Annotated in this window: 18 protein-coding genes and 2 pseudogenes; 14 read left to right on the top strand and 6 right to left on the bottom strand. The window is 71.2% G+C overall.

What is annotated here, in order from left to right:
- Positions 1 to 100: 100 nt before the first annotated feature.
- Together mfd and ACFYSH_RS15900 are read left to right on the top strand one after the other, a co-directional pair.
- A complete protein-coding gene (gene mfd / locus ACFYSH_RS15905) occupies positions 101 to 3,631 on the top strand; it encodes a transcription-repair coupling factor (RefSeq protein ID WP_388752956.1) in 3,531 nt (1,176 codons plus the stop codon).
- Between the two features lie 104 nt (positions 3,632 to 3,735).
- Positions 3,736 to 4,225, top strand: a pseudogene (locus tag ACFYSH_RS15900) (UTRA domain-containing protein).
- On the opposite strand, the gene ACFYSH_RS15895 reads toward ACFYSH_RS15900, so the two are convergent.
- Complete coding sequence (locus ACFYSH_RS15895; RefSeq protein ID WP_359477070.1) at positions 4,194 to 4,778, bottom strand: TetR/AcrR family transcriptional regulator; 585 nt, start codon at positions 4,776 to 4,778, stop codon at positions 4,194 to 4,196. The pseudogene ACFYSH_RS15900 and the gene ACFYSH_RS15895 sit on opposite strands and share 32 nt — an antisense overlap.
- A 111-nt stretch (positions 4,779 to 4,889) precedes the next feature.
- Here ACFYSH_RS15895 and ACFYSH_RS15890 point away from each other — a divergent pair, with 111 nt between their 5' ends.
- Positions 4,890 to 5,756 (top strand): hypothetical protein, encoded by an 867-nt coding sequence (locus ACFYSH_RS15890; protein ID WP_388752953.1) that lies wholly within the window; start codon positions 4,890 to 4,892, stop codon positions 5,754 to 5,756.
- A 36-nt stretch (positions 5,757 to 5,792) separates the two neighbouring features.
- Here ACFYSH_RS15890 and ACFYSH_RS15885 read toward each other — a convergent pair whose 3' ends face one another.
- Positions 5,793 to 6,779, bottom strand: a complete 987-nt coding sequence (locus tag ACFYSH_RS15885) for an ArsR family transcriptional regulator (RefSeq protein WP_359477076.1) — start codon at positions 6,777 to 6,779, stop codon at positions 5,793 to 5,795.
- A gap of 156 nt (positions 6,780 to 6,935) precedes the next feature.
- Between ACFYSH_RS15885 and ACFYSH_RS15880 the strand changes: the two genes are divergently transcribed.
- From ACFYSH_RS15880 to ACFYSH_RS15865, 4 genes are all read left to right on the top strand, one after another.
- On the top strand, positions 6,936 to 8,129 hold the full coding sequence (locus ACFYSH_RS15880; protein ID WP_388752950.1) for an MFS transporter: 1,194 nt from the start codon (positions 6,936 to 6,938) through the stop codon (positions 8,127 to 8,129).
- Between the two features lie 74 nt (positions 8,130 to 8,203).
- Positions 8,204 to 8,539, top strand: coding sequence for a hypothetical protein (locus ACFYSH_RS15875; protein WP_388752947.1), 336 nt, complete (start codon positions 8,204 to 8,206; stop codon positions 8,537 to 8,539).
- Positions 8,540 to 8,549: 10 nt separating this feature from the next.
- Positions 8,550 to 9,320 carry an HNH endonuclease family protein gene (locus ACFYSH_RS15870; protein ID WP_388752944.1) on the top strand — a complete coding sequence of 257 codons (771 nt, stop codon included), beginning with the start codon at positions 8,550 to 8,552 and terminating at the stop codon, positions 9,318 to 9,320.
- A 72-nt stretch (positions 9,321 to 9,392) separates the two neighbouring features.
- Positions 9,393 to 10,745, top strand: coding sequence for a tetratricopeptide repeat protein (locus ACFYSH_RS15865; protein ID WP_388752942.1), 1,353 nt, complete (start codon positions 9,393 to 9,395; stop codon positions 10,743 to 10,745).
- A gap of 67 nt (positions 10,746 to 10,812) precedes the next feature.
- On the opposite strand, the gene ACFYSH_RS15860 is transcribed toward ACFYSH_RS15865, so the two are convergent.
- From ACFYSH_RS15860 to ACFYSH_RS15850, 3 genes are read right to left on the bottom strand one after another with little or no spacing between them, the layout of a single operon-like run.
- Positions 10,813 to 11,412, bottom strand: a complete 600-nt coding sequence (locus ACFYSH_RS15860; RefSeq protein ID WP_388752939.1) for a DUF6262 family protein — start codon at positions 11,410 to 11,412, stop codon at positions 10,813 to 10,815.
- Complete coding sequence (locus ACFYSH_RS15855; RefSeq protein ID WP_388752936.1) at positions 11,409 to 13,613, bottom strand: tyrosine-type recombinase/integrase; 2,205 nt, start codon at positions 13,611 to 13,613, stop codon at positions 11,409 to 11,411. Before ACFYSH_RS15855 ends, ACFYSH_RS15860 begins: the two co-directional genes overlap by 4 nt.
- Positions 13,610 to 14,740: a tyrosine-type recombinase/integrase gene (locus ACFYSH_RS15850; RefSeq protein ID WP_388752933.1), complete on the bottom strand. Its 1,131-nt coding sequence runs from the start codon at positions 14,738 to 14,740 to the stop codon at positions 13,610 to 13,612. Before ACFYSH_RS15850 ends, ACFYSH_RS15855 begins: the two co-directional genes overlap by 4 nt.
- Positions 14,741 to 14,863: 123 nt before the next feature.
- Here ACFYSH_RS15850 and ACFYSH_RS15845 point away from each other — a divergent pair.
- Positions 14,864 to 15,337: pseudogene (locus ACFYSH_RS15845) on the top strand (HNH endonuclease family protein); the annotation flags it as partial.
- Positions 15,338 to 15,552: 215 nt separating this feature from the next.
- Here ACFYSH_RS15845 and ACFYSH_RS15840 read toward each other — a convergent pair.
- Positions 15,553 to 16,371 carry a DUF4352 domain-containing protein gene (locus ACFYSH_RS15840; protein ID WP_359471891.1) on the bottom strand — a complete coding sequence of 273 codons (819 nt, stop codon included), beginning with the start codon at positions 16,369 to 16,371 and terminating at the stop codon, positions 15,553 to 15,555.
- A gap of 195 nt (positions 16,372 to 16,566) precedes the next feature.
- Between ACFYSH_RS15840 and ACFYSH_RS15835 the strand changes: the two genes are divergently transcribed.
- The 6 genes from ACFYSH_RS15835 to ACFYSH_RS15810 all read left to right on the top strand — a co-directional run bounded on the left by ACFYSH_RS15835 (position 16,567) and on the right by ACFYSH_RS15810 (position 24,152).
- The gene (locus ACFYSH_RS15835; RefSeq protein ID WP_388752930.1) at positions 16,567 to 18,699 is read left to right on the top strand and encodes an N-6 DNA methylase; all 2,133 of its coding nucleotides are present in this window, start codon (positions 16,567 to 16,569) and stop codon (positions 18,697 to 18,699) included.
- Positions 18,700 to 18,797: 98 nt separating this feature from the next.
- A complete protein-coding gene (locus tag ACFYSH_RS15830) occupies positions 18,798 to 19,454 on the top strand; it encodes a hypothetical protein (protein ID WP_359471896.1) in 657 nt (218 codons plus the stop codon).
- Entirely contained in the window at positions 19,451 to 21,010 is a 1,560-nt protein-coding gene (locus ACFYSH_RS15825) for a serine/threonine-protein kinase (RefSeq protein WP_388752927.1), read from the top strand. The genes ACFYSH_RS15830 and ACFYSH_RS15825 overlap by 4 nt, the downstream gene beginning before the upstream one ends.
- A 170-nt stretch (positions 21,011 to 21,180) precedes the next feature.
- Complete coding sequence (locus ACFYSH_RS15820; protein ID WP_388752924.1) at positions 21,181 to 21,834, top strand: SurA N-terminal domain-containing protein; 654 nt, start codon at positions 21,181 to 21,183, stop codon at positions 21,832 to 21,834.
- 30 nt (positions 21,835 to 21,864) lie between these two features.
- The gene (locus ACFYSH_RS15815; RefSeq protein WP_359471902.1) at positions 21,865 to 22,860 is read left to right on the top strand and encodes a nucleoside triphosphate pyrophosphohydrolase; all 996 of its coding nucleotides are present in this window, start codon (positions 21,865 to 21,867) and stop codon (positions 22,858 to 22,860) included.
- Positions 22,857 to 24,152, top strand: coding sequence for a cytochrome P450 (locus tag ACFYSH_RS15810; RefSeq protein ID WP_359471904.1), 1,296 nt, complete (start codon positions 22,857 to 22,859; stop codon positions 24,150 to 24,152). Before ACFYSH_RS15815 ends, ACFYSH_RS15810 begins: the two co-directional genes overlap by 4 nt.
- The last annotated feature ends 105 nt before the right edge of the window (positions 24,153 to 24,257 follow it).

Here is a 24,257-nt window from a genome sequence, read left to right as displayed (position 1 = left end):
TCGCGCGAGTGACACACCGGCGTCGTACGCTGGACACCCCGGCCCGTCCCACGTGTCGGGTCCTTCGCGTTGCTCACTCGCCACACCGGACGGAACCTTCATGAGCCTGCACGGTCTGCTGGACGTCGTCGTCACCGACCCGGCGCTCTCCGAAGCGGTGAAGGCCGCCACCGACGGCCACCGGTCCCACGTCGACCTGGCCGGCCCGCCCGCCGCGCGCCCCTTCGCGGTGGCCGCGCTGGCCCGTGAGGCAGGGCGTACGGTGCTCGCCGTCACCGCGACCGGCCGCGAGGCCGAGGACCTGGCGGCGGCGCTGCGGACCCTGTTGCCGCCCGACACGGTGGCGGAGTTCCCGTCCTGGGAGACCCTGCCGCACGAGCGGCTCTCGCCGCGCTCGGACACCGTGGGCCGCCGCCTCGCCGTGCTGCGCAGGCTCGCGCACCCCCGGCAGGACGACCCGGAGACCGGGCCGGTCGGTGTGGTCGTCGCGCCGGTCCGCTCCGTGCTCCAGCCACAGGTCAAGGGGCTCGGCGACCTGGAGCCGGTGGCGTTGAGCAGCGGGCAGACCGCCGATCTGGGTGAGGTCGTGGACGCGCTCGCGGCAGCGGCGTACGCCCGGGTCGAGCTGGTCGAGAAGCGCGGCGAGTTCGCCGTGCGTGGCGGCATCCTGGACGTCTTCCCGCCGACCGAGGAGCACCCCCTGCGGGTGGAGTTCTGGGGCGACGACGTCGAGGAGATCCGCTACTTCAAGATCGCCGACCAGCGGTCCCTGGAGGTCGCCGAGCACGGGCTGTGGGCCCCGCCCTGCCGTGAGCTGCTGCTCACCGAGGACGTACGCACCCGGGCCGCGGCCCTCGCTCAGGAGCACCCGGAGCTCGGTGAGCTGCTGGGGAAGATCGCGGAGGGCATCGCCGTCGAGGGCATGGAGTCCCTCGCCCCGGTGCTCGTCGACGAGATGGAGCTGCTGCTGGACGTCCTGCCGAAGGGTTCGATGGCGCTGGTATGCGACCCGGAGCGGGTGCGGACCAGGGCGGCGGACCTCGTCGCGACGAGCCAGGAGTTCCTCCAGGCGTCCTGGGCGGCCACGGCGGGCGGCGGGGAGGCCCCCATCGATGTCGGCGCGGCTTCCCTGTGGGGCATCGCCGATGTCCGGGACCGGGCCCGTGAGCTGGGCATGATGTGGTGGTCCACCTCGCCGTTCGCAGCCGACGAGGAGCTGGACGGGGACTCCCTGCAGCTGGGGATGCACGCCCCGGAGGCGTATCGCGGGGACACCGCGCGTGCGCTCGCCGACACCAAGGGCTGGCTCGCCGAGGGCTGGCGCACGGTGTACGTCACCGAGGGGCAGGGACCCGCCTCCCGCACGGTCGAGGTGCTCGGTGGCGAGGGCATCGCGGCCCGCCTCGACCAGGACCTGACCGAGATCACGCCGTCGCTCGTCCACGTCTCGTGCGGGGCCATCGACCACGGATTCGTCGACCCCGCCCTGAAGCTGGCCGTGCTGACCGAGACGGACCTGACCGGGCAGCGCACCGCCAGCAAGGACCTGGGGCGGATGCCGGCCCGCCGCCGTAAGTCCGTCGACCCGTTGACGCTGCAGGCGGGCGACTTCATCGTCCATGAACAGCACGGTGTCGGCCGCTACATCGAGATGGTCCAGCGCACCGTGCAGAACGCGACCCGTGAGTACCTCCTCGTCGAGTACGCCCCCGCCAAGCGCGGCCAGCCCGGGGACCGCCTCTACATCCCGACCGACCAGCTGGAGCAGGTCACCAAGTACGTCGGCGGCGAGGCCCCGACCCTGCACCGGCTCGGCGGCGCCGACTGGACGAAGACGAAGCAGCGGGCCAAGAAGGCGGTCAAGGAGATCGCCGCGGACCTGATCAAGCTGTACTCGGCGCGGATGGCGGCCCCCGGTCACGCCTTCGGCCCGGACACCCCGTGGCAGCGTGAGCTGGAGGACGCGTTCCCGTACGCCGAGACGCCCGACCAGTTGTCCACGATCGCCGAGGTCAAGGAGGACATGGAGAAGTCCGTCCCGATGGACCGGCTGATCTGTGGTGACGTCGGCTACGGCAAGACGGAGATCGCTGTGCGCGCGGCGTTCAAGGCGGTCCAGGACGGCAAGCAGGTCGCCGTCCTGGTGCCCACGACGCTGCTGGTCCAGCAGCACTTCGGCACGTTCACCGAGCGGTACGCCCAGTTCCCCGTCAACGTGCGGGCGCTGAGCCGTTTCCAGTCGGACACCGAGTCGAAGGCGACGCTGGAGGGGCTGAAGGACGGGTCCGTCGACCTGGTCATCGGCACGCACCGGCTGTTCGCGTCGGAGACGAAGTTCAAGGACCTGGGTCTGGTCATCGTCGACGAGGAGCAGCGCTTCGGGGTCGAGCACAAGGAGCAGCTGAAGAAGCTCCGGGCCAACGTGGACGTCCTCACGATGTCGGCGACGCCCATCCCCCGTACGCTCGAGATGGCCGTCACGGGCATCCGGGAGATGTCGACGATCACGACGCCCCCCGAGGAGCGGCACCCGGTCCTCACCTTCGTCGGGCCGTACGAGGAGAAGCAGATCGGCGCGGCGGTGCGGCGTGAACTCCTGCGTGAGGGCCAGGTGTTCTACATCCACAACCGGGTCGAGTCCATCGACCGGGCCGCGGCGCGGCTGCGGGAGATCGTGCCCGAGGCGCGGATCGCGACGGCGCACGGGCAGATGGGGGAAGGTCAGCTGGAGCAGGTCGTCGTCGACTTCTGGGAGAAGAGGTTCGACGTGCTGGTCTCCACGACGATCGTGGAGTCCGGCATCGACATCTCCAACGCCAACACGCTGATCGTGGAGCGCGGTGACAACTTCGGCCTGTCCCAGCTGCACCAGCTGCGCGGCCGTGTCGGCCGCGGCCGGGACCGGGGGTACTCCTACTTCCTGTATCCGCCGGAGAAGCCGCTGACGGAGACCGCGCACGAGCGTCTGGCGACCATCGCCCAGCACACCGAGATGGGTGCGGGCATGTACGTGGCGATGAAGGACCTCGAGATCCGCGGCGCGGGAAATCTGCTCGGAGGTGAGCAGTCCGGCCACATCGCGGGCGTCGGCTTCGACCTGTACATCCGGATGGTCGGCGAGGCGGTGGCGGACTACCGGGCGGCGGTGGACGGCGCTGTCGAGGAGGAGCCGCCGCTGGAGGTCAAGATCGAGCTCCCCGTCGACGCGCACGTCCCGCACGACTACGCCCCGGGCGAGCGACTGCGCCTGCAGGCGTACCGGGCGATCGCCTCCGCGAATTCGGAGGAGGACATCAGGGCGGTGCGCGAGGAGCTCACCGACCGCTACGGCAAGCTGCCGGAGCCGGTGGAGAACCTCCTGCTGGTGGCGGGCCTGCGGATGCTGGCACGGGCCTGCGGGGTGGGCGAGATCGTGCTGCAGGGGCCGAACATCCGCTTCGCGCCGGTGGAGCTGCGGGAGTCGCAGGAGCTGCGGCTGAAGCGGCTGCACCCGAAGACGGTCATCAAGCCGGGTGCCCACCAGATCCTGGTCCCGCGCCCGACGGCGGGCCGGATCGGCGGGAAGCCGGTGGTGGGGCGCGAACTCCTGGCGTGGACCGGGGAGTTCCTCACGACGATCCTGGGGTCGTAGCGCCCGGGCTCCGCGCGTCGGCCCCGCCGGGTGAACCGGCGGGGCCGACGTGTCTCTCGGAGTCAGGGCCTCTTGAATGTCACCCGGACGGTTGTGCCGACGACGTGGTGGTCGATCCCGAATTCGGCGGTCAGTCGAGCGACGAGATACAGGCCGCGTCCCGAGCAGCTCTTCTCGTCCGGCTCCCGGGGTGCGGGCAGCCCGTCGCCGCGAACGCCACGGTCCAGAAGGCCTTGCAACTCCTGAAGCAGGAGCGGCTGGTGGTCGGTCGGCCCGGGGGGCCTCGGTGACGGTTCGCGATCATCGGCAGCGGACGATACGGCCTGCCGAAGGATCCCCGGCGGTACGCCCACGCTTCTGGCCGCTCTGGGGCACCCGCCCGGGCTCAGTGTCGACCGGGTCTCCGCGCGGGTGGCCACGCAGGAGCAGTACGGCCTGCTGCGGCTGCCCGGGGACCTGCCCGTACTGAGGACCCTGCGTGTGGTCTTCACTGACCACGACCGCCCCGTCGAGGCCACGGTGATGGTCAAGGCCGGTCATCTCTACGAGGTGCAGTACGAGTTCATTCCGGGCGGCCCGGGGCGCCCGGCCTGAACGCCAGCCCGGCCGCCGTCCTGAACGCCTCCTCCGGGGTGCGGCCTTCGAGGGCGTCGTCCAGGTTGCCGCTGAGCAGCAGGGTCGCGAAGCCGTGGGCCAGGGACCAGGCGGCGACGCCGGCGAGTCGGGCGTCCTCGGCCCGGGCTGTGCCGGGCAGACCGCTGACGCCGGCGCGCAGTGCCTCGGTGGCGCGGGCCTTCGCCGTCAGCAGGGCGGGGTCGTCGGCGCGGTGGAGTTCCGGGCGGAACATCACCTGGAAGTACGCGGGGTGCGCGGCGGCGAACCGAACGTAGGCCACGCCCCGTTCCTGGAGGTCGGGGGCGGCGGCCAGGGCGTCGGCGAAGAGGGCGTAGCCCTCGGTTGCGACGGCGGTGAGCAGGCCGGTGCGGTCCTTGAAGTGGTGGGCCGGTGCCGCGTGCGACACGCCGGCCCGGCGGGCCAGGCCGCGCAGGGACAGGGCGTCGGGGCCGTCGGCCGCGATGACGTCGAGTGCGGCCGTCAGGACCGCCCGCCGCAGGTCACCGTGATGGTAGGTGCGCTCGCTGCTCATGGAGCCTCACGGTACGCGAGATCTAGGCATTGACAAGTTACCGAGGTGGTCGCATGCTGGGCCCCGGATCTAGGCGTTGACAAGTTGCAGGGACGACGGGAGACCGGGGACATGGCCGACGAGCTGGGACACGTACGTCAGATGTGGCACCTGCTGGAGCCGCTGCACGCCGTCTTCTACTACGCGCCGCAGGTGACCGAGGAGGCTGCCGCCCTCGGGTACGCCACGGACGAACGCTGGCCCGGCTACTTCGCGTGGCGCGCGGCGCCGCTGAGGGCGGTGGACGCGGACCGCGTGACGGCCGTGTTCCACAGCTTTGACCCGGCGATGGTCGCCCGGTACGTCCCGGCCGGGTGGGAGGTGGCGGAGCCGCAGGAGGTGCTCGCGGCGCGTGCGCGGGCGGTCGACCGGGCGTACCGGGCGCTGTTCGGCGACCGGGTCGCGGGCGCGGAGTTCGCCGAGGCCGCCGCTCTGGCGCGCCGGGCCGCCGAGGCCGCGGACGTCACGGACCGGCCGCTCGCCGGGGCCAATGCAGCCCTGCCCTGGCCCGAGGAGCCGCACCTGGTGCTGTGGCAGGCCGCCACGGTGCTGCGGGAGCACCGGGGCGACGGGCACATCGCGGCACTCGTCGAGGCCGGCCTGGACCCGGTGGAGTCGCTGGTGTCCTTCGCGGCGGTCGGCGCGGCCCCGCCCGAGGTGTTCGCGAGCCGGGGCTGGAGTGCGGCCGCGTGGGAGGCGGGCCGGGCGCGGCTGGCCGGCCGGGGGCTGGTGGCGGCCGACGGCTCCGCCACCGAGGCCGGTCGGGCGCTGCGGGCACGGGTGGAGCGGCGGACGGACGAAGCCGCGTCGGCCCCCTGGGCGGCCCTCGGCTCCGAGGGGCGGGAGCGGCTGGTGGAGCTGCTGGGCCCGTTGTGGGTGGAGGCGATCAGCTCGGGTCTGCTTCCCTCGGAGACGACGTTGGGTATCGGGAAGGTGTGAGCGGGCGCGCTCACACCCCCGGGGCCGGCGGGACCGTCAGGGTGCGGGCACCGCGGTCAGGCGGTCGCCGAGGTCGCTGCGCCGGTAGAGGACCTGGCGTCCCGAGCGGGCCCGGGAGACCAGGCCCGTGGCGTGGAGGACCCGCAGGTGCTGGGAGACCGCGCTCGGGGTGACCCGGAGGCGGCGGGCGAGCTCCACCGTGGCCAGCGGCTCGGAGAGGAGGGCGAGCAGCCGGGCCCGGGGGGCGCCCAGCAGGGAGACCAGAGCGGACGTGTCCGCAGCCGGTGGTGAGGCCCAGAGCGTGGCGACCCCGCGGCCGGGATAGGCGAGCGCCGGCGGCTCGTCCGCGCCGACGGGGGGCGCCGGCTTGTGGGCGAACACGGACGGCAGGAGCAGCAGCCCCCGGCCGGATGCCGGGAGGTGGTACCTGCCGTTCACCTGGTCGATGTGCAGGACCCCGCCGGCCCAGCGCAGGCTCGGATGCATGTCGGCGAACAGCAGGCGGGCGCCGCCCACGGCCAGCCGTCGCGCCCGGTAGGTCATGTCGGCCTCCAGCAGGAGCCGCATACGTGGCCACACCGGTTCGACGGCGGCCTCCCAGTACTGCCGCACGAGGGCGCACACGGTGTCACGGAGTGCGGCGACGTGCTCTTCGGGACCGTCGGCCGCGGCGCGCAGGGCGGCGGGGAGCTGACCGGGGGCGTGCGCGGCCAGCAGATCACGGCGTACGACGGCGGGGGGCGTGCGGCGGACGACGGCCAGCTCCTCCTCGAACGCGGGCGCGAAGCTCGTGGGCCGGGGCGTGAGGAAGTCCGGCAGGGTGTGGCGTACGGCGACCAGGGACATCAGCAGGCCGGTGTCGAGGGGGTCCACGTCGCGGAGGACCGATCTGCGCCAGGGGAGGTGGACCGCCGACAGTCCGGGGTCTCTCAACACCCGCAGACTGAGCACCGTCTCGTACAGCGGGGAGATGGCGAACCGTGTGTCCGCGAGGTCCTCGACGCCCAGCTCGAAGGTGATCATTAAGCCGTACGCTACATTCATTGGCTGCTTGCCGTGGCTCTTGTGAACTACCCGCATGACACCCATGGAGTACGAGCGCCGCGTCACCAGCGGCGCCGGCGCGAGCCGCCCGGGGCACAGGCCCGCGCGCCGGCCCCGAGGGGCCGGGGGACCGGAGTGAGCCGTCGGACCACCCTGTTCCTCGCGCTCGTCTGTGCGGTGGCCGTGGGCAATCTCTACTTCCCGCAGGCCGTCGTGCCACTGATCGCGGAAGGGCTGCACACCTCGCCGGAAGCGGCGTCCGTCGCCGTGACGGCCACCCAGGCCGGTTACACCGCGGGGATGTTCCTGCTGGTACCGCTCGGGGACCGGCTGCCGGCGCGCCCGTTCCTGGTCACCCTGCTCGTCCTCACGGGGTGCGGCCTGCTCGTCGCGGGCTGCGCCCCCGGCCTGCTGGTCCTGGGCGTGGCCGGGGCCTGCGTCGGGTTCACCGGGGTGGCCGCGCAGATCATCGGCCCGCTGGCCGCCGGGCTGGTCCCCGCGGGCCGGCGGGGAGCGGTCATCGGCACCCTGCTGGCCGGTTCGATCGGCGGCATGCTGCTGGCCCGTACGTTCGGCGGGGTGCTCGGCGAACGGTTCGGCTGGCGCGCCCCGTACCTGGCGGCCGGGGTGCTCGTCCTGCTGCTCGCCGCGGTGGTGGGGCGTGCGGTGCCCAGGACCCAGGCGCCCTCCCGCGGGTCCTACCCGGCGCTTCTCGGCGAGGTGCTGCGGCTGACGCGTACCCAGCCGGAGCTGCGCCGCTCGTGCCTGTACCAGGCGGCGGTCTTCGGAGGCTTCTCCGCCGTCTGGACCTGTGTGGCACTCCTGCTCACCGGCCCCGAGTACGGGCTCGGGGCGCAGGCCGTCGGGCTGCTCGCCCTGGTGGGCGCCGTGACGATCTTCTCCACCCCGTTCGCGGGCCGCATGGTGGACCGTCACGGTCCCGACCGGGTCAGCCTGGTGTGCGTCTGCGCGGTCGTGGTCTCGGCCGCCGTCCTGGCCGCCGCAGCCGGGGGCGGGGTGTGGGGGATCGCCGCGCTGGTCGCGGGCACGCTGCTGCTCGACGTCGCCATGCAGTCCGGCACGGTGGCCAACCAGGCGCGGGTCTACGCCCTGCGCGCCGATGCCCGGGGCAGACTCAACACCGCCTACATGACCTGCGCCTACCTGGGGGGCAGCGCGGGCTCCTGGCTCGGGGTCCGGGCCTACGACCGGGTGGGCTGGGGAGCCGTGTGCGCGCTGGTCGCCCTTCTCGCGGCGCTCGCGCTCGTCCGTCTCCTCGTGGGCCGTGGCGGCCGCCGCGAGCCCACTGCGGCCGAGGCCGCGAACTGACCCGTCGTCCGGGGCGCGGTGCGTGCGACCAGGTGTGCGACAGCGGGTGGTCCGGGTCGTTAGGCTCGTCGCCCGTGACGCCTTCCCCCGCGGTACGCCGCCGCCCTCGTCCCTTCCCGCTTCTGACGCTCACCCTGGCAGGTTCGCTGGCGCTGGCCGGATGCGAGGCACCGAGCGACCGGCCCGACCCGTCCGGGACGCGTACGGCCGCCGCCGGTACGGCACTCCAGGCGGTGGAGACGCTCACCGTGAAGGGCCGGGCGCCGAGAACGGGGTACGAACGGGACGAGTTCGGGTCCGCGTGGGCGGACACCGACCGTAACGGGTGCGGGACCCGGGTTATCTCTATGGTTCGCGCTGTGCTGGGGCTGTTCTCGCAGCGTATGCAGGGTGTGGTCGGCTGTGCATAGTGAGAGTCACATGAGTCACGGGATCCTGCGGACTCGCGGAAAAAAGGTTGTGCTTACGGCCGTCGTTGTCGCCGCGTTCGTCACAGGCTGTGATGGACTGGAGCCGGGCGGAAGCTCCGCAGGATCCGCGCCGGACGCAGCTGCCGGCCAGGCGGTGAGCCCGCTGACGAATTCCGACGGGACGAAGCCGGGGCTCGCCGCGCTCACCTCGGAAGTGGACAAGGCCAACGCACGCAAGCTCATTCAAGGACTCTCCACAAAGGGGCGTGGGCCGAAGACGGGCTACGAGCGGGATGAGTTCGGCTACGCGTGGATGGACACGGCGGACGGGGTGCCGCTGGCGAGGAATGGTTGTGACACGCGGAACGACTTGTTGAAACTCCATGGAAGGCAGGTGCAGTTCCGTTCAGGTTCCGACTGCGTGGTCGTCGCGATGGACCTGTACGACCCGTACACCGGCAAGGACATCGCCTGGAAGAAGGCGAAGGCCGCAGAGGTGCAGATAGACCACGTGGTCCCGCTCTCCTACAGCTGGCAGATGGGCGCCGCCCGATGGCCGGAGAGCAAGCGCAGTCAGCTGGCGAACGACGTGCTCAATCTGCTTCCTGTCGAAGGGCGCGCCAACTCGGCGAAGAGGGACTCGGGGCCCGCGTCCTGGCTGCCGCCGAACAAGAAGATCCGGTGCTCGTACGTGGTGCGGTTCGCCCAGGTCGCTGACAAGTACGAGCTTCCGGTGACGACGGCGGACAAGGCGATGATGCTGAAGCAGTGCAAGGGCTGACAGCAGCGCGTTGACTGTCCTGGCCCCGGGGGCTGGAGTTCCTGTCGGACGTGGTGGCTAAGGTGCGCAGTCATGGACGCTGCCGATCTCGACCGTCAGGCCCGGACTTTGTCCGGCTGCATCCCTCCTCTCCTGGTCGCCCGGCTTCTTGAGCTCGGCCACGATGACGAGGTGGAGGTCCAGGCCCGTCGTGGGGAATGGTTCTGCGCGCGGGCATGGGCGCGGCTGATCGGTGACCAGGATCGGCAAAGTCAGGCGTTGGAGGTGCTGGCTCCGTACGTCGCCACGGGCTGGTGGCCGGCAGCCCGGACCCAGGCGGAAATGCTGGAGAGTCGGGGGCGTGCAGAGGAGGCGATCGCGCTGTCCCGCCCGTATGCGAGTACGGGAGGACTCCCGCTGGAGTTCTTCGCGCGCCTGCTGGCCCGGCACGGGCATACGGACGAGGCGACCACTCGGCTGAGCTCCGGAATCGAGGACTCACTTCTCGCCGCCGCTCTCGTCGACATCGCCGAAGGAACAGGCCGGGACGAAGACATCGCTGCGTTGCTGGCTGCCCGGATCCCCGACCAGCACCGGTGTGACAGCCCGTGGTGCTGCAACGGCCTGGACCCCGACAGCGCCATCGGGCTGCTTGCCACGATCCGCGAACGCCAGGACCGCGTCGACGAAGCGATCGCCCTGCTGCGCACCCGGCACATCACATCTGTCAACAACAGGGATCAGCTGGCCGACCTGCTGGTGAGACACGATCGGATAGAGGAGCTTCGCGCGTACGCGGTGACCGAGCGCCATGGTCACGCTGCGCAGCGCTTGGCCGAGGTGCTGGAGGAGCGACGTGACGTGGAAGGCGCGATCGCCGTGTACCGGCAGTCGGGCGACTCGCAGGACTTCCGGTGCCACGGCACGGTGCGACTGGCGGAGCTCCTGGCACGGCATGGCCGAGGGGGCGAAGCCGTCGATGTGATGCGGGACCTGGCCGAGGTCCATAACGGGGACGACTGGATCCTGCATACGTGGGCCAGTCTTTGCCTCGACCAAGGCCGCCCCGAGGACGGCCTGGCGCACCTTGACGCCCTCGCCGCCGCCCGTGGGCGCGAGGAGGACTGGGACCTGTACTGGATACGGTTGCCGCTGCTCGCCGCCCGCGACGGCGTCGACGGAGCGGTCGCACAGGCACGCTCCCGCCCCGAGGGATCCACCTCGTACGCGGCGCCGCACATCGCTGAGCTGCTCGCTGGTACTGGACGCTTCGAGGAAGCTGTTGCCGTTCTCGAACAGCACACCCCCGCGAACAGCAACGACCTTGCCGGGTACCTCATCGAACTGGGGCGCGTCAACGACGCCGTCGTACTCCTTCAGCGGCGCGATCCCGCGCCGGTCTCGCCCGTCTGGACCGGCTCGCTCTTCAACGATCCCCCATTCTGACTGGGCCTCTCACGGCTGTCCGGCGGAGGACACGCGGGCCGGACAGCCGTGGGCAGGGGAACGCGACCTACGGAGACGGAACAGCCCGCATGGCGCGGCGGAGACCGGCTCGTGCGGCGGTGAGGTCGTCCTCCGCCTCACGCAGTTTGCTCTCCAGGGCGGCGATCTGACTCCTGGCCTCTGACAACGCTTGCTCCAGTGCGGCATTCCGTTGCTCGATCTGCTGTACCCGCTCGATCAGGTTATTCCGGTTCAAACCCTCCAACTCGGCGCCGAGAGACAGCCTGACCCGGTTACGGAGCCGATCGCGCTCCTGCTTGAGGTCCTTGATCTCTTCGCGAGCCAGTGCAAGATCCGTCCGCAACCCGGCTGGAGACACCTGAGACGCCTCCGGAACGAGGGAGTTCTGGCGCCCCCGCGCTCGCTGGGCGGTGATGCCGACCTGAACGGCCTGATGCACCTGAGGCTGGTTGTAGACGAACCACGTGGACACCGAGGCATCCCGTGCCACTTGGGTGACGGTGACCCGTCGTCCCGAGCGGAGAAGGCCGTCCACGGCGTCGAGCGCACGCCTGGTCTTGTCTTCGCTGTCCTTGGCGCGGCTGACGCGTAGGCGCTCGACCCGGGTGTTCCGGTCGTTGCCGCCGGAAGCGGCGGGGCGTTTCATTCCGAGCTCCGTGTGGTCAGTGCCTGTAGGGGAACGAAGGCCGCTGCCGAACGGGCCTTGCGCAGTTCGCGTGAGGCGGATTCGACGGCGGCCCGCTCCTCGGCGGGGAGCGCGTCAAGCTTCCGCCGCATCTCATCGGCTGACTTCGAGTAGGCGCGGATCTGGTCGTCGAGATTGCGCACGACCCAGTCGGCGGCCTCCATCGCCAGGGCGGCTTCCTTGTCGGCCCGCAGGTCCGCGACCTGCTGCTCCAGGGCGGGGAGGTAGGAGGGATCGGGTCGGTAGAAGTCGCATCCGGCGCACTGGAAGCGGATGCGGCAGTGCCCGCCGCCGGCCTTGACGTTGCTCGGCTCGGTGCAGCCGCCGTAGGGGACCCCGACGCTCTCCACCCCGTAGGCGAGGGGATCGCTGAAGCCGCGGGCCGCACCGTTCCGGTCCACGGCGAGTGCTGCGACCGTCCGTACGGCCTCCTGCTTCCGGCCGAGGGAGACCTTGTAGTACCCCATCGTCACGTCCAGTGAGCGGTGGTCCATGAGTTCACGCAGGACATCGGGGCGGGTGCCCGCGTCCGCATGGCGCTGGGCGTACGCATGGCGGAAGCCGTACGGGACGACCTGGGTACGGTCGTAGGCGAGCGGGGCGCCGTCCTCGTCGAGTCGCTCGTCCACGAGGTCCGGGATCATTTCGTCGACCCAGTCGCGGAAGATCCTGTTGGAGAACTGCGCAGCGTTCAGATGCCCACGGCGTGGACGATTGCGCTGGCCCGGTGAAGGAAACAGCCACTGGGTGCATCCCGGGACGGCCGGCAGTGCGTCGAGTTCCTTCTGCCAGGTTTCGACCAGTTGGGCGGTGCTCTCCGAGACCGGAAGCCGACGGCCGTGGCGTCGCCGCTTGTGGTTGTCGTAGATCAGCGTTGGTTTGCCGTCGACCCGCTCCAGGCAGTCGCGGCGCAGGCTGGTGATCTCGCCCGGACGTCGGCCGGTGTCCCGGAGGACCGCATAGATCACCTGGTACATCCGTGCGAAGGCGGTGGCCATCCAGCCGCCGCTCGCGTACGCCGTCGAAGTGCCCAGCAGACCGAGGTGGGCGTCGAGCTGGGAAATGACGTGCTCGGGAATCGCGCGGCCGAGGTCGTCCTCGGTCACTTCCACGGCGGCGATGGTGTGGAAGCGGGGATTGAGCGCGAACCCGCCGGGCACGTGGTCCATCATTCCGGCCTGGCGGGCGTATTCCAGGAACGTGCGCCAGTGACGGAGCAGGGCCCTGCGGTGGCTGGTGGAGTAGTCGTGACCGTCCTCAGGGCGCTTGGTGATCCGAAACAGGTCCACCACGGCGTTCATGTCGGCCATGGCGAGTCGCTCCGGCTCCTCGCAGTGCGGTCGGCCCGCCAGCCCGGATGAGGCGATGGTGGCCGCGTAGACGGTCTGACGGAGGTCCAGGACCGTTGGCCGTGCCGTGCGGCCGTACTCCTTGATCAGTTCCCGCAGCCAGCGCTGCTTCACCGGGCGGAAGTCGATGTCGCCGTGGACAGCGGCGTACTTGCGACCGCGCCCTGCCGTCAGCCCGATGAGCGCGCATTCCCATACGTCGCCCGAGGTCGGATCGGTGCCCTCGAACTCGACGCGTGCGCGTCGGACGTGCAGGAGAACACCGTTCAGAACGCCGGAGGCCGCAGCCGGAAGCCCGGAGGAGAAGGAGGCGTCCAGGTCAAGGAGCGAGCCGAGTCCGGCGGGGAGACCGGCCACAATGCGGCGTACCCGCTGGGGGGCCAGGCTGATACCGGCGTCATCGCGTTGCTGGAGCCCGTACAGGATCTCTTGGCGGACTGCAGGGCTCACACCGGCGAGCGAGAACTGGGAGACGCCCGGCATCGAGCCGTTCGCGGAGGCGTTGGGCTTGCGGCGTGCCGGATCCGGGGTGTGTGTGCTGTCGAAGTCCGCAGGATTCCCCAAGAGGCAGCGGGCCCTCCGGCAGGCGCTGCAGCGTGATCCGTTGCTCGCCACATGGGTGGCGCAGGAGATCACCGAGCAGATGAACACGCTGGTCGTCGGATTGCCAGGATCGGCGGTGAACAGCGCCTGAACCGAGTCCCACTCATCCGTACGCCAGCCCGGCGAGAGACGTACCGCGAGCCATGACGGCCACTCCGGGACACCGGGGGTGGAGGGAACGGCAGCGGGGCGAAGGAGCGCAGTGGTCATCGCAGTAGCTCCGGCGCGAGACTTTCGACGGCCGCAACGGCTGCGCGGAGATCCTCATCCTGGGCGTGCAGGTATACGGCGGTGCTTGCCGAGGAGGCGTGCCCCAGGAGGGTCTGTACGACGTCCGGGGCGACCCCGTTGCGGATCCAGCGGGTGGCGGCCGTGTGCCGCATCATGTGCGGTCGGGCGGTCAGACCACAGCGTCTCCCGATCCGTTCAATCACCTGCTTGGTATTGGAGTACGAGAGCGGACGTCCCGCGTGGACGCCGGTGAGGTTGAGGAAGACGTAGTCACAGTCGGCGGAACCGACTACCTGCTCACGCTCGGCGAGATGGTCGCGGTATCGGTGCACTACTTCCGGTGTGAGCGGAACCATGCGAGGGCGCCCGGCCTTGGCCCGCGCCCCGTTGACGTTGTCCTGCCGGGGCCTGACGTGCAGGTGCGCGCCACCGATTCGGCAGCCCAGGTGCGTGGAGTCGGGGAGAAGATGCATGTCCTCACGCCGCAGACCAAGGGCTTCGCCGACGCGTAGGCCCGTTTCCACCAGAACGGTCAGCAGCAGCCGGTCACGCGCGGTGCGAGCGGCGTCGATAACCTGCTCTGTCTGGACACCAGTGAGCGTCTGCGGCGCCCGCTCGATCTCCTGCGCCTTCAGGACGCGGGCTCTGACCATCAAGTGCTGGCCGCCCTCGCCTGGATCGAAGCCGGCCGGGGCGTGGGCGAGGAAGCGCGGCTCGCTGAGACGCGCGGCGACTTCGTGATCCACGTGTCCCTGGACCGCACAGAAGCGGAGGAACTCACACACCGCAGTGAGTGTGGCGTTGACCGTCTTGCCGGACGGAAGCCGTGCGTACTGGGTCGGTGTCCGTTCGAGGTGGAACTTGAACAGGCTCATGTCTCCGAGCCGGACGGTTCTCCAGTCGGTGCCCCGCTCTGCGCACCAATTGAGGAAGCGACCGATTCTGGGGATGTACGCGCGCTGTGTCTCGGGCGATCGCCCGACTCCACGCAGGTACAGGGAGAACTCACGTGCCTCGGGATGAGGTGCGTATGTCTCCTCGTCGACCAGGAGCCAGGTGGTTTCGCCGGTGGTGGGCGAGACGGCCTTCTCTGTGCATAACGTCATGAGATCTGCTTCCTGTCTCCGATGTCGCTCATGTGCCTCATGGCATGACCGATAACGGCGAGGGACAGGAATGGGTTACGGCTGTGCCTCATGTGCATCGCATCGATGAAGGAGCTGCAGATAACCCGGGACGACGTGCTGGCGGAGCAGCTGTCCGGTGTCGCGCGGGACGCGGACGGCTGCAAGGTGCTCAGCGGGGTCCTCGACCCCGATCCGTACACCGGCACCCGCATCGCGTTCGTGCGGGGCCGCAGCAAGGTGGACATAGACCATCTCGTGGCCCTGTCCGACGCGTGGCAGAAGGGTGCCCAGCAGTGGAGCGCCGGAAAGCGGCGGGCCTTCGCCAACGACGCGCTCAACCTGGTGGCCGCCGATTCGTCCACCAACCGCCGTAAGGGCGACGGGGACACCGCGACCTGGCTGCCGCCCAACAAGGCGTACCGCTGTACGTACGTGGCGGGTCAGGTGTCGGTGAAGGCGAAGTACGGGCTGTGGGTGACGGCGGCGGAGAAGGACGCGATGACCGAGGTGCTGTCCGGCTGCCCGGGACAGGGGCTTCCGGCCGGTGACAGCCCGACGGAGGCGCCCGTACGGTGACGGTGCCCCGCGCCGCGGTGTGCGTAACGGCTTCTCGCGGACGCCGGCCGGACCTCCCGTGCACCGACCGGGAGGTGAGCGGTTCGCTCGCCCACGGGCACGCCGTGTACGTCGAACCGAACGTCCGGGTGCGGCACCGGGTGGTCTGATGCCACGGGGCCGGCCCGCCCGCCGAGGAGTGGCCGGCCCCAGGGGGGCGTCGTGCGGTCCGTGCGTCAGAGCTTCAGGTCCCACTGGCTCGCGTCCCACTCGAACCCGGGGCCGACCTCGACGGTCAGGTTCTTGGCGTCGGCCGGGGCGTCGAAGGCGTACGTGGCAGTGATCTTCTTGCCCGGCAGGACGGTGGTGGCGGTGAAGCCTTCGCCCATCTTGCCGTCGAAGATCTGCTCGGCGTTCACACCGTCCTCGCCGGCGCGGGCGTCGACGCTGACGAGCGTGGCGTCGAACTTCTCCTTGCCCTTGTTCTCGATGACGACCGAGACCGTGTAGGCGCTGTTGCCCTTGGTGTGACCGATCGCGAACTCGTCGGCGGTGTACGGCTCCGCGGCGTTCACCGTGATCTCCAGACCGTCGTCGTACGCCGCGGCGTCCCCCTCTCTCAGGACGTCGTCGCTCTTGCCCTCGGTGCCGCCCGCCGCCCCGCTGCCTGCGGCCGGCTTCGCGGAGGCCGACGTGTCCGCGACCGCCTTGTTGATGTCCGTCACCACGTCGTCCACGGCCTTGAAGGTCAGCACGGCTCCGACGACCGACAGGATCAGTGACACCAGGCCGAGGACCGCGCCGAACGTCGTCACCCCCTTGTTCGTGGCTTCGCCGCGCTTGGCGCGGCCCCGGCCGGCCAGGCCCAGGATCAGCGCGATGAGGCCGAGGATCCCCGCGAGCCAGAAGAAGAACGGGACCAGCCCGGAGACCGTCCCGATGATGCCGAGGACGAGCGCGGAGATTCCGAGGCCGTTGCGGGCGGGGCGGGTGCCCGGCGGCTGCGCGGGGGCGTACGGCTGCTGGGGCTGCTGCGGCTGCGTGTACTGGGACATGGCTGTGCCCTTCCGATGAACGACGGGGACTGTGAGCGGATCGCTACGCCGCATCGCTGTGCGGCAGGTCAATAAGACCAGTTGCTGTGAACCGAGTCAACATCAGTTCGGGTGTGAACCGATGAAGGGGTGGTATCGGTATGCTCACCCACACACAGCAGGCGACACCGACGTGCGCGGAACGGAGACAGGCCAGTGCCGGAGGACTCGACAGAGGTGACCGCGGCCGGAATCGCCAGGCTCGCGGGCGTAGGGCGCGCGGCCGTCAGTAACTGGCGCCGCCGGCACGCCGGATTCCCGAAACCCGTCGGAGGCACCGAGGCCAGCCCGTCCTTCGCGCTGCCCGAGGTCGAGCAATGGCTGCGCGAGCAGGGCAAGCTCGCCGAGGTACCACTGCGCGAGCGGGTCTGGCAGCAGGTGGCGGGCCACCCCGACGGCGCCGTGACCGCGCTGATCCATACGGGGTGCGCCCTGCTGCTCGTACGGGACAGGCCCGCCGCCTGGCTGGAGATCACCGCCGTCTCGGACGCCCGGATGGCGGATGTGCTGCCGGGCGCCGTGGATTACGTACTCGCCGACCGCTTCGGAGCAGGACGCGCGGTTCCCACGCCCACGGCGACCGCTCTCCTGCCGTCCGTCCCCCTGCTGCGCGCCGTGGCCGAACTGGCGGCGGAAACAGGTGCCCGGCAGGCCTTCGACTTCCTCTTCGGCCGCCAGCTCGACGCCAACCCCCGCCAGTACACGCTCACACCCCCCGGCCTCGCCGGGCTGATGGCCGACCTCGCGCGGCCCAGGGACACCGCCTGGCGGAGCGGCAAGCGGGGCTCCCTCGCCGTCCTCGACCCCGCGGCCGGAACCGGCGCCCTGCTGTGCGCCGTCGCAGGACCCACCGCGCTGTACGCGCAGGAGGCGGACCCCGACCTGGCGGCGCTCACCGCGCTCCGGCTGGCCCTGCACGCGACGGGGAGCGCAGCCGACGGGCCCACGCTCGCGGTGAGTACCGGCGACACCCTGCGCACCGACGCGTTCCCCGGGGTCACCGTGGACGCGGTGCTCTGCCACCCGCCGTTCAACGAGCGCAACTGGGGCCACGACGACCTGGCCTACGACCCCCGCTGGGAGTACGGCTTCCCCGCACGCACCGAGTCCGAACTCGCCTGGGTGCAGCACGCCCTCGCCCACCTCCGCGAGGGCGGTACCGCCGTGGTGCTGATGCCGCCGGCCGCCGCCTCACGCCGTTCGGGACGCCGGATCCGCGCCGATCTGCTCCGCCGCGGTGCCCTGCGCGCCGTCATCGCGCTCCCGGCCGGCGCGGCACCCCCGTACGGCGTCCCGCTCCACCTCTGGGTCCTCCGCAAGCCGGGCACCGAGCAGCCCCCGACGCCCGAACTGCTCGTCGTCGACGCGGCGGAGCCCGAAGCCGCCGGCGCGCCGTCCGGCCGTGACCGGCTGGACTGGCCGGCGGTGCGCGGCGCGGTGCTCGACGCGTGGGCACCCTTCGACGTGCCGGGGCGCCGAGAACCCGTCGAGGAACGACCCGGTACCAGCCGGGCCGTCCCCGTCATCGAACTCCTCGACGACGACGTGGACCTGGCCCCCGCCCGCCATCTGCCGCCCCCGGCCGCAGGCGGAGGCGCGGCCGAACTGGTCCGCGTACGGGAGCGGCTCGACGACACCCTGAAGCTGACGGCCCGGCTCACTCCGCCGCCCGCCGTCCCCAGCGAAACGGCCAGGCGGCCCTTCATCACGGTCGGTGAGCTGGCCCGCGCGGGCGCACTGCGCCTGCGAACCGGCAACGGCTCCGGCAGCGGCACGGTGACGGTCCTCACCGAGCACGACGTCCTCGCCGGTACCGCCCCCAGCGGTACGCCCGCCACGCAGGCCGCGTCACCGGACGACGAACCACTCCTCCTGGAACGGGGTGACGTCGTCGTGCCCGTACTCGGCGGCGGTTCGGTCGCCAGGGTCGTCGACGACGCCACGGCGGGTGCGGTGCTCGGCCGCAACCTCCAGCTGCTGCGCCCCGATCCGGCCGCCCTGGACCCCTGGTTCCTCGCCGGTTTCCTGCGCGGCACCGCCAACAACCGACAGGCCAGCAGCTACGCCTCCACGGCGACCCGGCTCGATGCCCGTCGTCTCCAGGTGCCGCGCCTGCCGCTGGCAGAACAGCGGAGGTACGGCGAACAGTTCCGCGCCCTCGCCGCGTTCGAGGACGCACTGCGCACGGCGGGGCGGCTCGGAGGGCAGTTGGTGCAGGGGATGTACGACGGGCTGACGGACGGTTCGGTCGCTCCGGAGCAGGACCGAGGGGAGGACCTCCCGCAGTGACGTGAAGCACAACGGTTGCGCACAACCCGGGCCCGGTTGTCCGTGTCGGTGTATACGCTCACTGCACACGTCCGATCCACGCCCTCCGGGAGCAGCACATGCACGGCTACGGCTATCCGCCGGAGCAGCAGCCGACGCGTCGTCCGTCCTCGGCCACACTCATCACGCTGCGCGTGGTCTTCGTCGCACTCGCCCTGCTGAGCTGTGGAGTCCTCGCCTGGGCGGCCATGCTGCGACTGGCGATCGTCACCCGGAAACGGCGCGACTGGTGGCTGTTCGGCCTGGTTCTGGCGCTGAACGCCGGACTCATCGCCTACATCGGGTGGTTGCCGCCGGAAGACGAAGTGATGACGGACGCGCAGGCCGTCATCCTGCTGTCGTGGATCCTGGTCGTCTTCGGCGGCACGGTCACCTACTACCTCTACACCGAGATACGGCACTTCGGCCCGTACGGCGCTGCGCCGAGCGCTCCTGGCGCCGGGCAGCACACCGGACCGCGGACCGGGCCGTACGCCGGCCCGTACGGCGGGTACGCGCCGCAGCACGTGGCCGCGACGCCCGCCCCTTCCTACGGTTACCCGTCGGCCCCGCAGCGGAGGCCCGCGCCCACGCCGCCCCCCGCGGCCGCACCGGCCGCTCCACCGGCCCCGCCCTCCGACGTGCCGCGGGCTGCCGCCCCGCAGCGTCTCGACCAGGTGCGCGCCGAGCTCGACGAACTCAGTGACTACCTCCGCAAGGAGGGCGACAGCCGGTGAACGGCCGTGTCATCGCCGGGCGTTACGAGCTGGCGGCCCTTCTCGGCCAGGGCGGCATGGGTCAGGTCTGGACGGCGTACGACCAGCGGCTCGACCGCAGGGTCGCGGTGAAGCTCCTGCGCCCCGACCGGGTCGCGGGTCCCTCCGGCAGCATGGCCGCCGACGATCTGCGCCGTAGGTTCGTCCGTGAGTGCCGGGTCACCGCGCAGGTCGACCACCCCGGTCTGGTCACCGTCCATGACGCGGGGAGCGACGGCGAGGACCTCTACCTCGTCATGCAGTACGTCGAGGGCGCCGACCTCGCCGACCATCTGGCCGAGCACGACCCCTACCCGTGGCCCTGGGCCGTGGCGATCGCCGCCCAGCTGTGCGCGGTGCTCTCCGCGGTGCACGCCGTGCCGATCGTCCACCGCGACCTCAAGCCCCGTAACGCGATGGTGAAGCCCGACGGCACCGTGACGGTGCTCGATCTGGGCATCGCCTCCGTCATGGACACCGACACCACCCGCCTGACCCACACCGGCTCACCGATCGGTTCCCCCGCCTACATGGCCCCCGAGCAGGCGATGGGCGGCGCCGTCGGCCCCTACACCGACCTGTACGCACTCGGTGTGCTCCTGCACGAACTCCTCAGCGGGGACGTGCCGTTCGCCGGGTCCACCGCCCTGGGTGTCCTGCACCGCCATCTCTACGAGCCGCCCCTCCCGGTCCGCCACCTCCGGCCCGAGGTCCCCGAGGCGCTCGAAGCGCTCGTGCTGCGGCTGCTCTCCAAGGACCCGCAGCACCGACCCGCCTCCGCCCAGGAGGTCTACGAGGCCCTGCGGCCCCTGCTGCCCGTCGGCGGCGCGCCCACCGGTCCCCTCGACCCGACCCGGCCCTTCCTCCGTCCGCACGCACCCTGGCCGGACCGGGCGGCCGTGCCGGCTCCCGCACCCGCCGTCCCCGCCCAGCAGGCGCCCGCGCCGCCGCAGGAGCCGCCCGCCCGGCCGAACGTGGCCCAGGCCGTCGACGAGGTGAAGCGGCTGCTCGGCGAGGGCCGCATCACCCAGGCCGTCGACATCCTCGGCGCGATCCTGCCGGCCGCGGCCCAGGAGCACGGCGAACACTCACCGGTCGTACGGATCCTGCGCAAGCAGTACGCGGCCACGCTGATGGACGACGGCCAGTACCGCCGTGCCCTCCCGGAGCTCCGCCGCCTCGCCGACGACCGCACGGCGGAGGCGGGACCCGCCGACCCGCAGACCCTGCACTACCGCTACGACGCCGCACAGTGCCTGGAACAGCTCGGTGAGGCCGCCGCCGCGCTCGCCGAGTACCGCGCGGTCCTCCCCTCCTACGAGAACGGCTACGCGACCTCCGCCGGCCCCGGCCGGGCCTTCGACATCCGCCACCGCATCGGCCACCTCCTGCTCGCGGTGGGCGACCACACGGCGGGCCGCGGCCAGTTGCAGGGCCTGCTGTACGACACGGAGCGCGCCTACGGCCCCCACCACCCGCTCCCCACGGAACTCCGACGGCAACTGACCCACCATCGGGACGTGAGTGGTCCGATGTGAGGCGGCGGGCGACCGTGCAGGGGCGACCCGAAGGGATTGCGTCCGCGACCCCACACCGACCGGTCCGGAAATCGTTGGTCGAAGCAGTGGCCCCGATCACGTCCACTGCCTAACATCGATCACCGCAAGGCTTTGTGCACTGATGCACAAACTCTCCCCGGGAGGCTCCTTTGCACCGCCGACGTCCCACCGCGCTCGCCCTGTCCGCCGCCACGCTCCTCGCGGGGCCGCTCCTGACCGCCTGCGGAAGCGAGGCCCGCCCGGGCGCCGCGGCGGTGGTGGGCGGCGACCGGATCGATGTGGCCACGGTCCAGCGACAGGCGTCGGACGTACGCAGCGCGCAGCGGACGTCGGCACGGTCGGCGGACCTGGTGAAGGAGTCCGGGCAGCTGAATCGAGCCAAGCTGCACGGCCTGATCTTCGGACGGGTCCTGGACCGGGCCGCGAAGGACGCCGGGGTGAGCGTCAGTCGCAAGGAGATCCAGCAGGTCCGGGCGGCGGCCACCGCCCAGTCCGGTGGTGACGAGGAGCTGAGCACGGTGATGCTGGAGCAGCGCTGGGTGGCGCCCGGCCAGATCGAGGAGGACCTGCGCAAGGAGGTGCAGCTCCCCAAGCTCGCCCAGGCACTCGGCGTCGACCTGCAGACCCCGGCGGGCCAGGAGGCGGTGGGGAAGGCGCTCACCGAGGCGTCGAAGGCGCTGCACATCGACGTCAACCCCCGCTACGGCAGCTGGGACGACCGGAAGGTCCAGCTGAGCACCTACAAGGCGCCGTGGATCACCCAGGTCACCGCTGTCCAGGGGCAGCCCGAGGCGGGCGCCTGACCCTGCCCGGCCGGAGGTAGGTTCGGAGGCGTGAACGCTGAAGATCCCGGCCGTATCGTCCTGCTCACCGCCAGCCACCGGGTCGCCCCCGGTCTGCTGTCCTGGCCCGCCTGGCAGACACTGCACGCCGCCGACCGGGTGCTGTGCGCCCAGCGGGACCACCCGCAACTGCCGTACCTGCGGGAGGCCGGCGTCGCCGTCGAGCACACGGACCCGTCGGCCGAGGAACTGGTGGGTGACTGTGCGGGCGGCCGGACCGTGGTGGTGCTCGTGGGCGGCGAGGGCGACCAGTCACTGACCGACGGCCTGGCCCGGCTCGGCGGTTCCGGCCGGGTGCGGATGCCGGACCTGGAGCTGTTGCCCGGTTCGTACGACCTGCCCGGCGCGCGGCTCCTGGATCTGGTCCAGGTCATGGACCGGATCAGGCTCGCATGCCCGTGGACCTCGCAGAAGACGCACCAGGGCCTCGCGAAGTACGCCATCGAGGAGGCGTACGAACTGGTCGAGGCCATCGAGGAGGGCGACCGCGAGGAACTGCGCGAGGAACTCGGCGACGTACTGCTCCAGGTCGTCTTCCACGCGCGCATCGCGCAGGAGGACCAGGACGAGCCGTTCGGCATCGACGACGTCGCCGCCACGATCGTCGAGAAGCTGATCCACCGGCATCCGCATGTGTTCGGCGACGAGACCGCCGAGACCCCGGAGGACGTCCGCGCGCACTGGCTGCGGACGAAGGCGATCGAGAAGCAGCGGGCCTCGGTCACCGACGGGGTGCCGCTCGGCCAGCCCGGTCTGGCGCTGGCGGCCAAGCTCGGCGGCAGGGCCCGTGCCGCGGGTCTGGACGCCGCGCTCCCCGAGGGCGACGGGGTCGGCTACCGGCTCCTCGCCCTCGCCGTACGGGCCGAGCAGGACGGCACGGACCCGGAGGCGGCCCTGCGGGCGGCGGCCCGCGCCTACCGGGACGCGATCCGCGCGGCGGAGGGACTCGGGGGGCCCGGGGCCGCTCCGGATAGCGTCGAGGGGTGAACGACAGCCCCGAGACGGCCTCCGAGCCCGACGCAGCGCCCGAACTCTTCACCTGGGAGTTCGCCACCGACCCGTACCCGGCCTATGCCTGGCTCCGCGAGCACAGCCCCGTGCACCGCACGGCGCTGCCCAGCGGTGTCGAGGCCTGGCTGGTGACCCGGTACGCCGATGCCAGGCAGGCCCTCGCCGACACCCGGCTCTCCAAGAACCCGGCCCATCACGCGGGTTCCGCGAACGCCAAGGGCAAGACGGGCATCCCGGGGGAGCGCAAGGCCGAGCTGATGACGCACCTGCTGAACATCGACCCCCCGGACCACACCCGGCTGCGCCGTCTCGTGTCCAAGGCGTTCACCCCGCGCAGGGTCGCGGAGTTCGCGCCTCGGGTCCAGGAACTGACGGACCGCCTCATCGACGACTTCGTCGAGAAGGGGAACGCGGACCTCATCCATGACTTCGCCTTCCCGCTCCCCATCTACGCCATCTGCGATCTGCTGGGAGTGCCGCGCGAGGACCAGGACGACTTCCGAGACTGGGCGGGCATGATGATCCGGCACGGCGGTGGGCCGCGGGGCGGGGTGGCCAGGTCGGTCAAGAAGATGCGCGGCTACCTCGCCGAACTCATCCACCGCAAGAGGGAGAATCCCGGCGACGACCTGATCTCCGGGCTGATCCGGGCGAGCGACCACGGCGAGCACCTCAGCGAGAACGAGGCCGCTGCCATGGCCTTCATCCTCCTGTTCGCGGGTTTCGAGACGACCGTGAACCTCATCGGCAACGGCACCTACGCCCTGTTGCGCAATCCGTCCCAGCGTGCGCGCCTGGAGCGTTCACTGGCCGCGGGGGAGACGGAACTGCTCGACACGGGTCTCGAGGAGCTGCTGCGCTACGACGGGCCGGTGGAGCTCGCGACGTGGCGGTACGCCACCGAATCCGTGACGCTGGGGGGCCAGGACATCGCGGCAGGAGACCCCGTTCTCGTGGTGCTGGCCGCCGCCGACCGGGACCCGGAGCGATTCCAGGATGCGGACACCCTGGACCTTGCACGGAGTGACAATCAGCACCTCGGATACGGACACGGCATCCACTACTGCCTGGGGGCGCCGCTGGCACGGCTGGAGGGGCGGGTGGCGCTGGCAACTCTGCTGCGACGCCTCCCCGACCTGCGGCTTGCTGCGGAACCTGCCGATTTGCGCTGGCGCGGAGGGCTCATCATGCGGGGACTGCGCACGCTTCCCGTCGAGTTCGGTCCAGGGCATCCGGCCGAAAGAGGTGACAGCCTGTCAACTCCGTGACTTTCACGTGATCTCCGCTGCATCGACTTGTGACACACGTTCGAGTGGGGCTAGGTTCACCGTTCGACTCACCCGTCACATGTCAGTCACACGGAAGGCAATCCC

It is taken from the genome of Streptomyces sp. NPDC005791, from assembly GCF_042871485.1.
GTDB lineage: Bacteria > Actinomycetota > Actinomycetes > Streptomycetales > Streptomycetaceae > Streptomyces.
The sequence above is the reverse complement of the archived record's forward strand: the minus strand, read 5'-3'. Positions and strand labels throughout refer to the sequence as shown.

Excerpts from the sequence above, each read along its gene's own strand:
- mfd (WP_388752956.1), top strand. The coding sequence starts at position 101 with ATGAGCCTGCACGGTCTGCTGGACGTCGTCGTCACCGACCCGGCGCTC.
- ACFYSH_RS15895 (WP_359477070.1), bottom strand. The coding sequence starts at position 4,778 with ATGAGCAGCGAGCGCACCTACCATCACGGTGACCTGCGGCGGGCGGTC.
- ACFYSH_RS15890 (WP_388752953.1), top strand. The coding sequence starts at position 4,890 with ATGGCCGACGAGCTGGGACACGTACGTCAGATGTGGCACCTGCTGGAG.
- ACFYSH_RS15885 (WP_359477076.1), bottom strand. The coding sequence starts at position 6,779 with ATGATCACCTTCGAGCTGGGCGTCGAGGACCTCGCGGACACACGGTTC.
- ACFYSH_RS15870 (WP_388752944.1), top strand. The coding sequence starts at position 8,550 with ATGAGTCACGGGATCCTGCGGACTCGCGGAAAAAAGGTTGTGCTTACG.
- ACFYSH_RS15865 (WP_388752942.1), top strand. The coding sequence starts at position 9,393 with ATGGACGCTGCCGATCTCGACCGTCAGGCCCGGACTTTGTCCGGCTGC.
- ACFYSH_RS15860 (WP_388752939.1), bottom strand. The coding sequence starts at position 11,412 with ATGAAACGCCCCGCCGCTTCCGGCGGCAACGACCGGAACACCCGGGTC.
- ACFYSH_RS15855 (WP_388752936.1), bottom strand. The coding sequence starts at position 13,613 with ATGACCACTGCGCTCCTTCGCCCCGCTGCCGTTCCCTCCACCCCCGGT.
- ACFYSH_RS15850 (WP_388752933.1), bottom strand. The coding sequence starts at position 14,740 with ATGACGTTATGCACAGAGAAGGCCGTCTCGCCCACCACCGGCGAAACC.
- ACFYSH_RS15840 (WP_359471891.1), bottom strand. The coding sequence starts at position 16,371 with ATGTCCCAGTACACGCAGCCGCAGCAGCCCCAGCAGCCGTACGCCCCC.
- ACFYSH_RS15830 (WP_359471896.1), top strand. The coding sequence starts at position 18,798 with ATGCACGGCTACGGCTATCCGCCGGAGCAGCAGCCGACGCGTCGTCCG.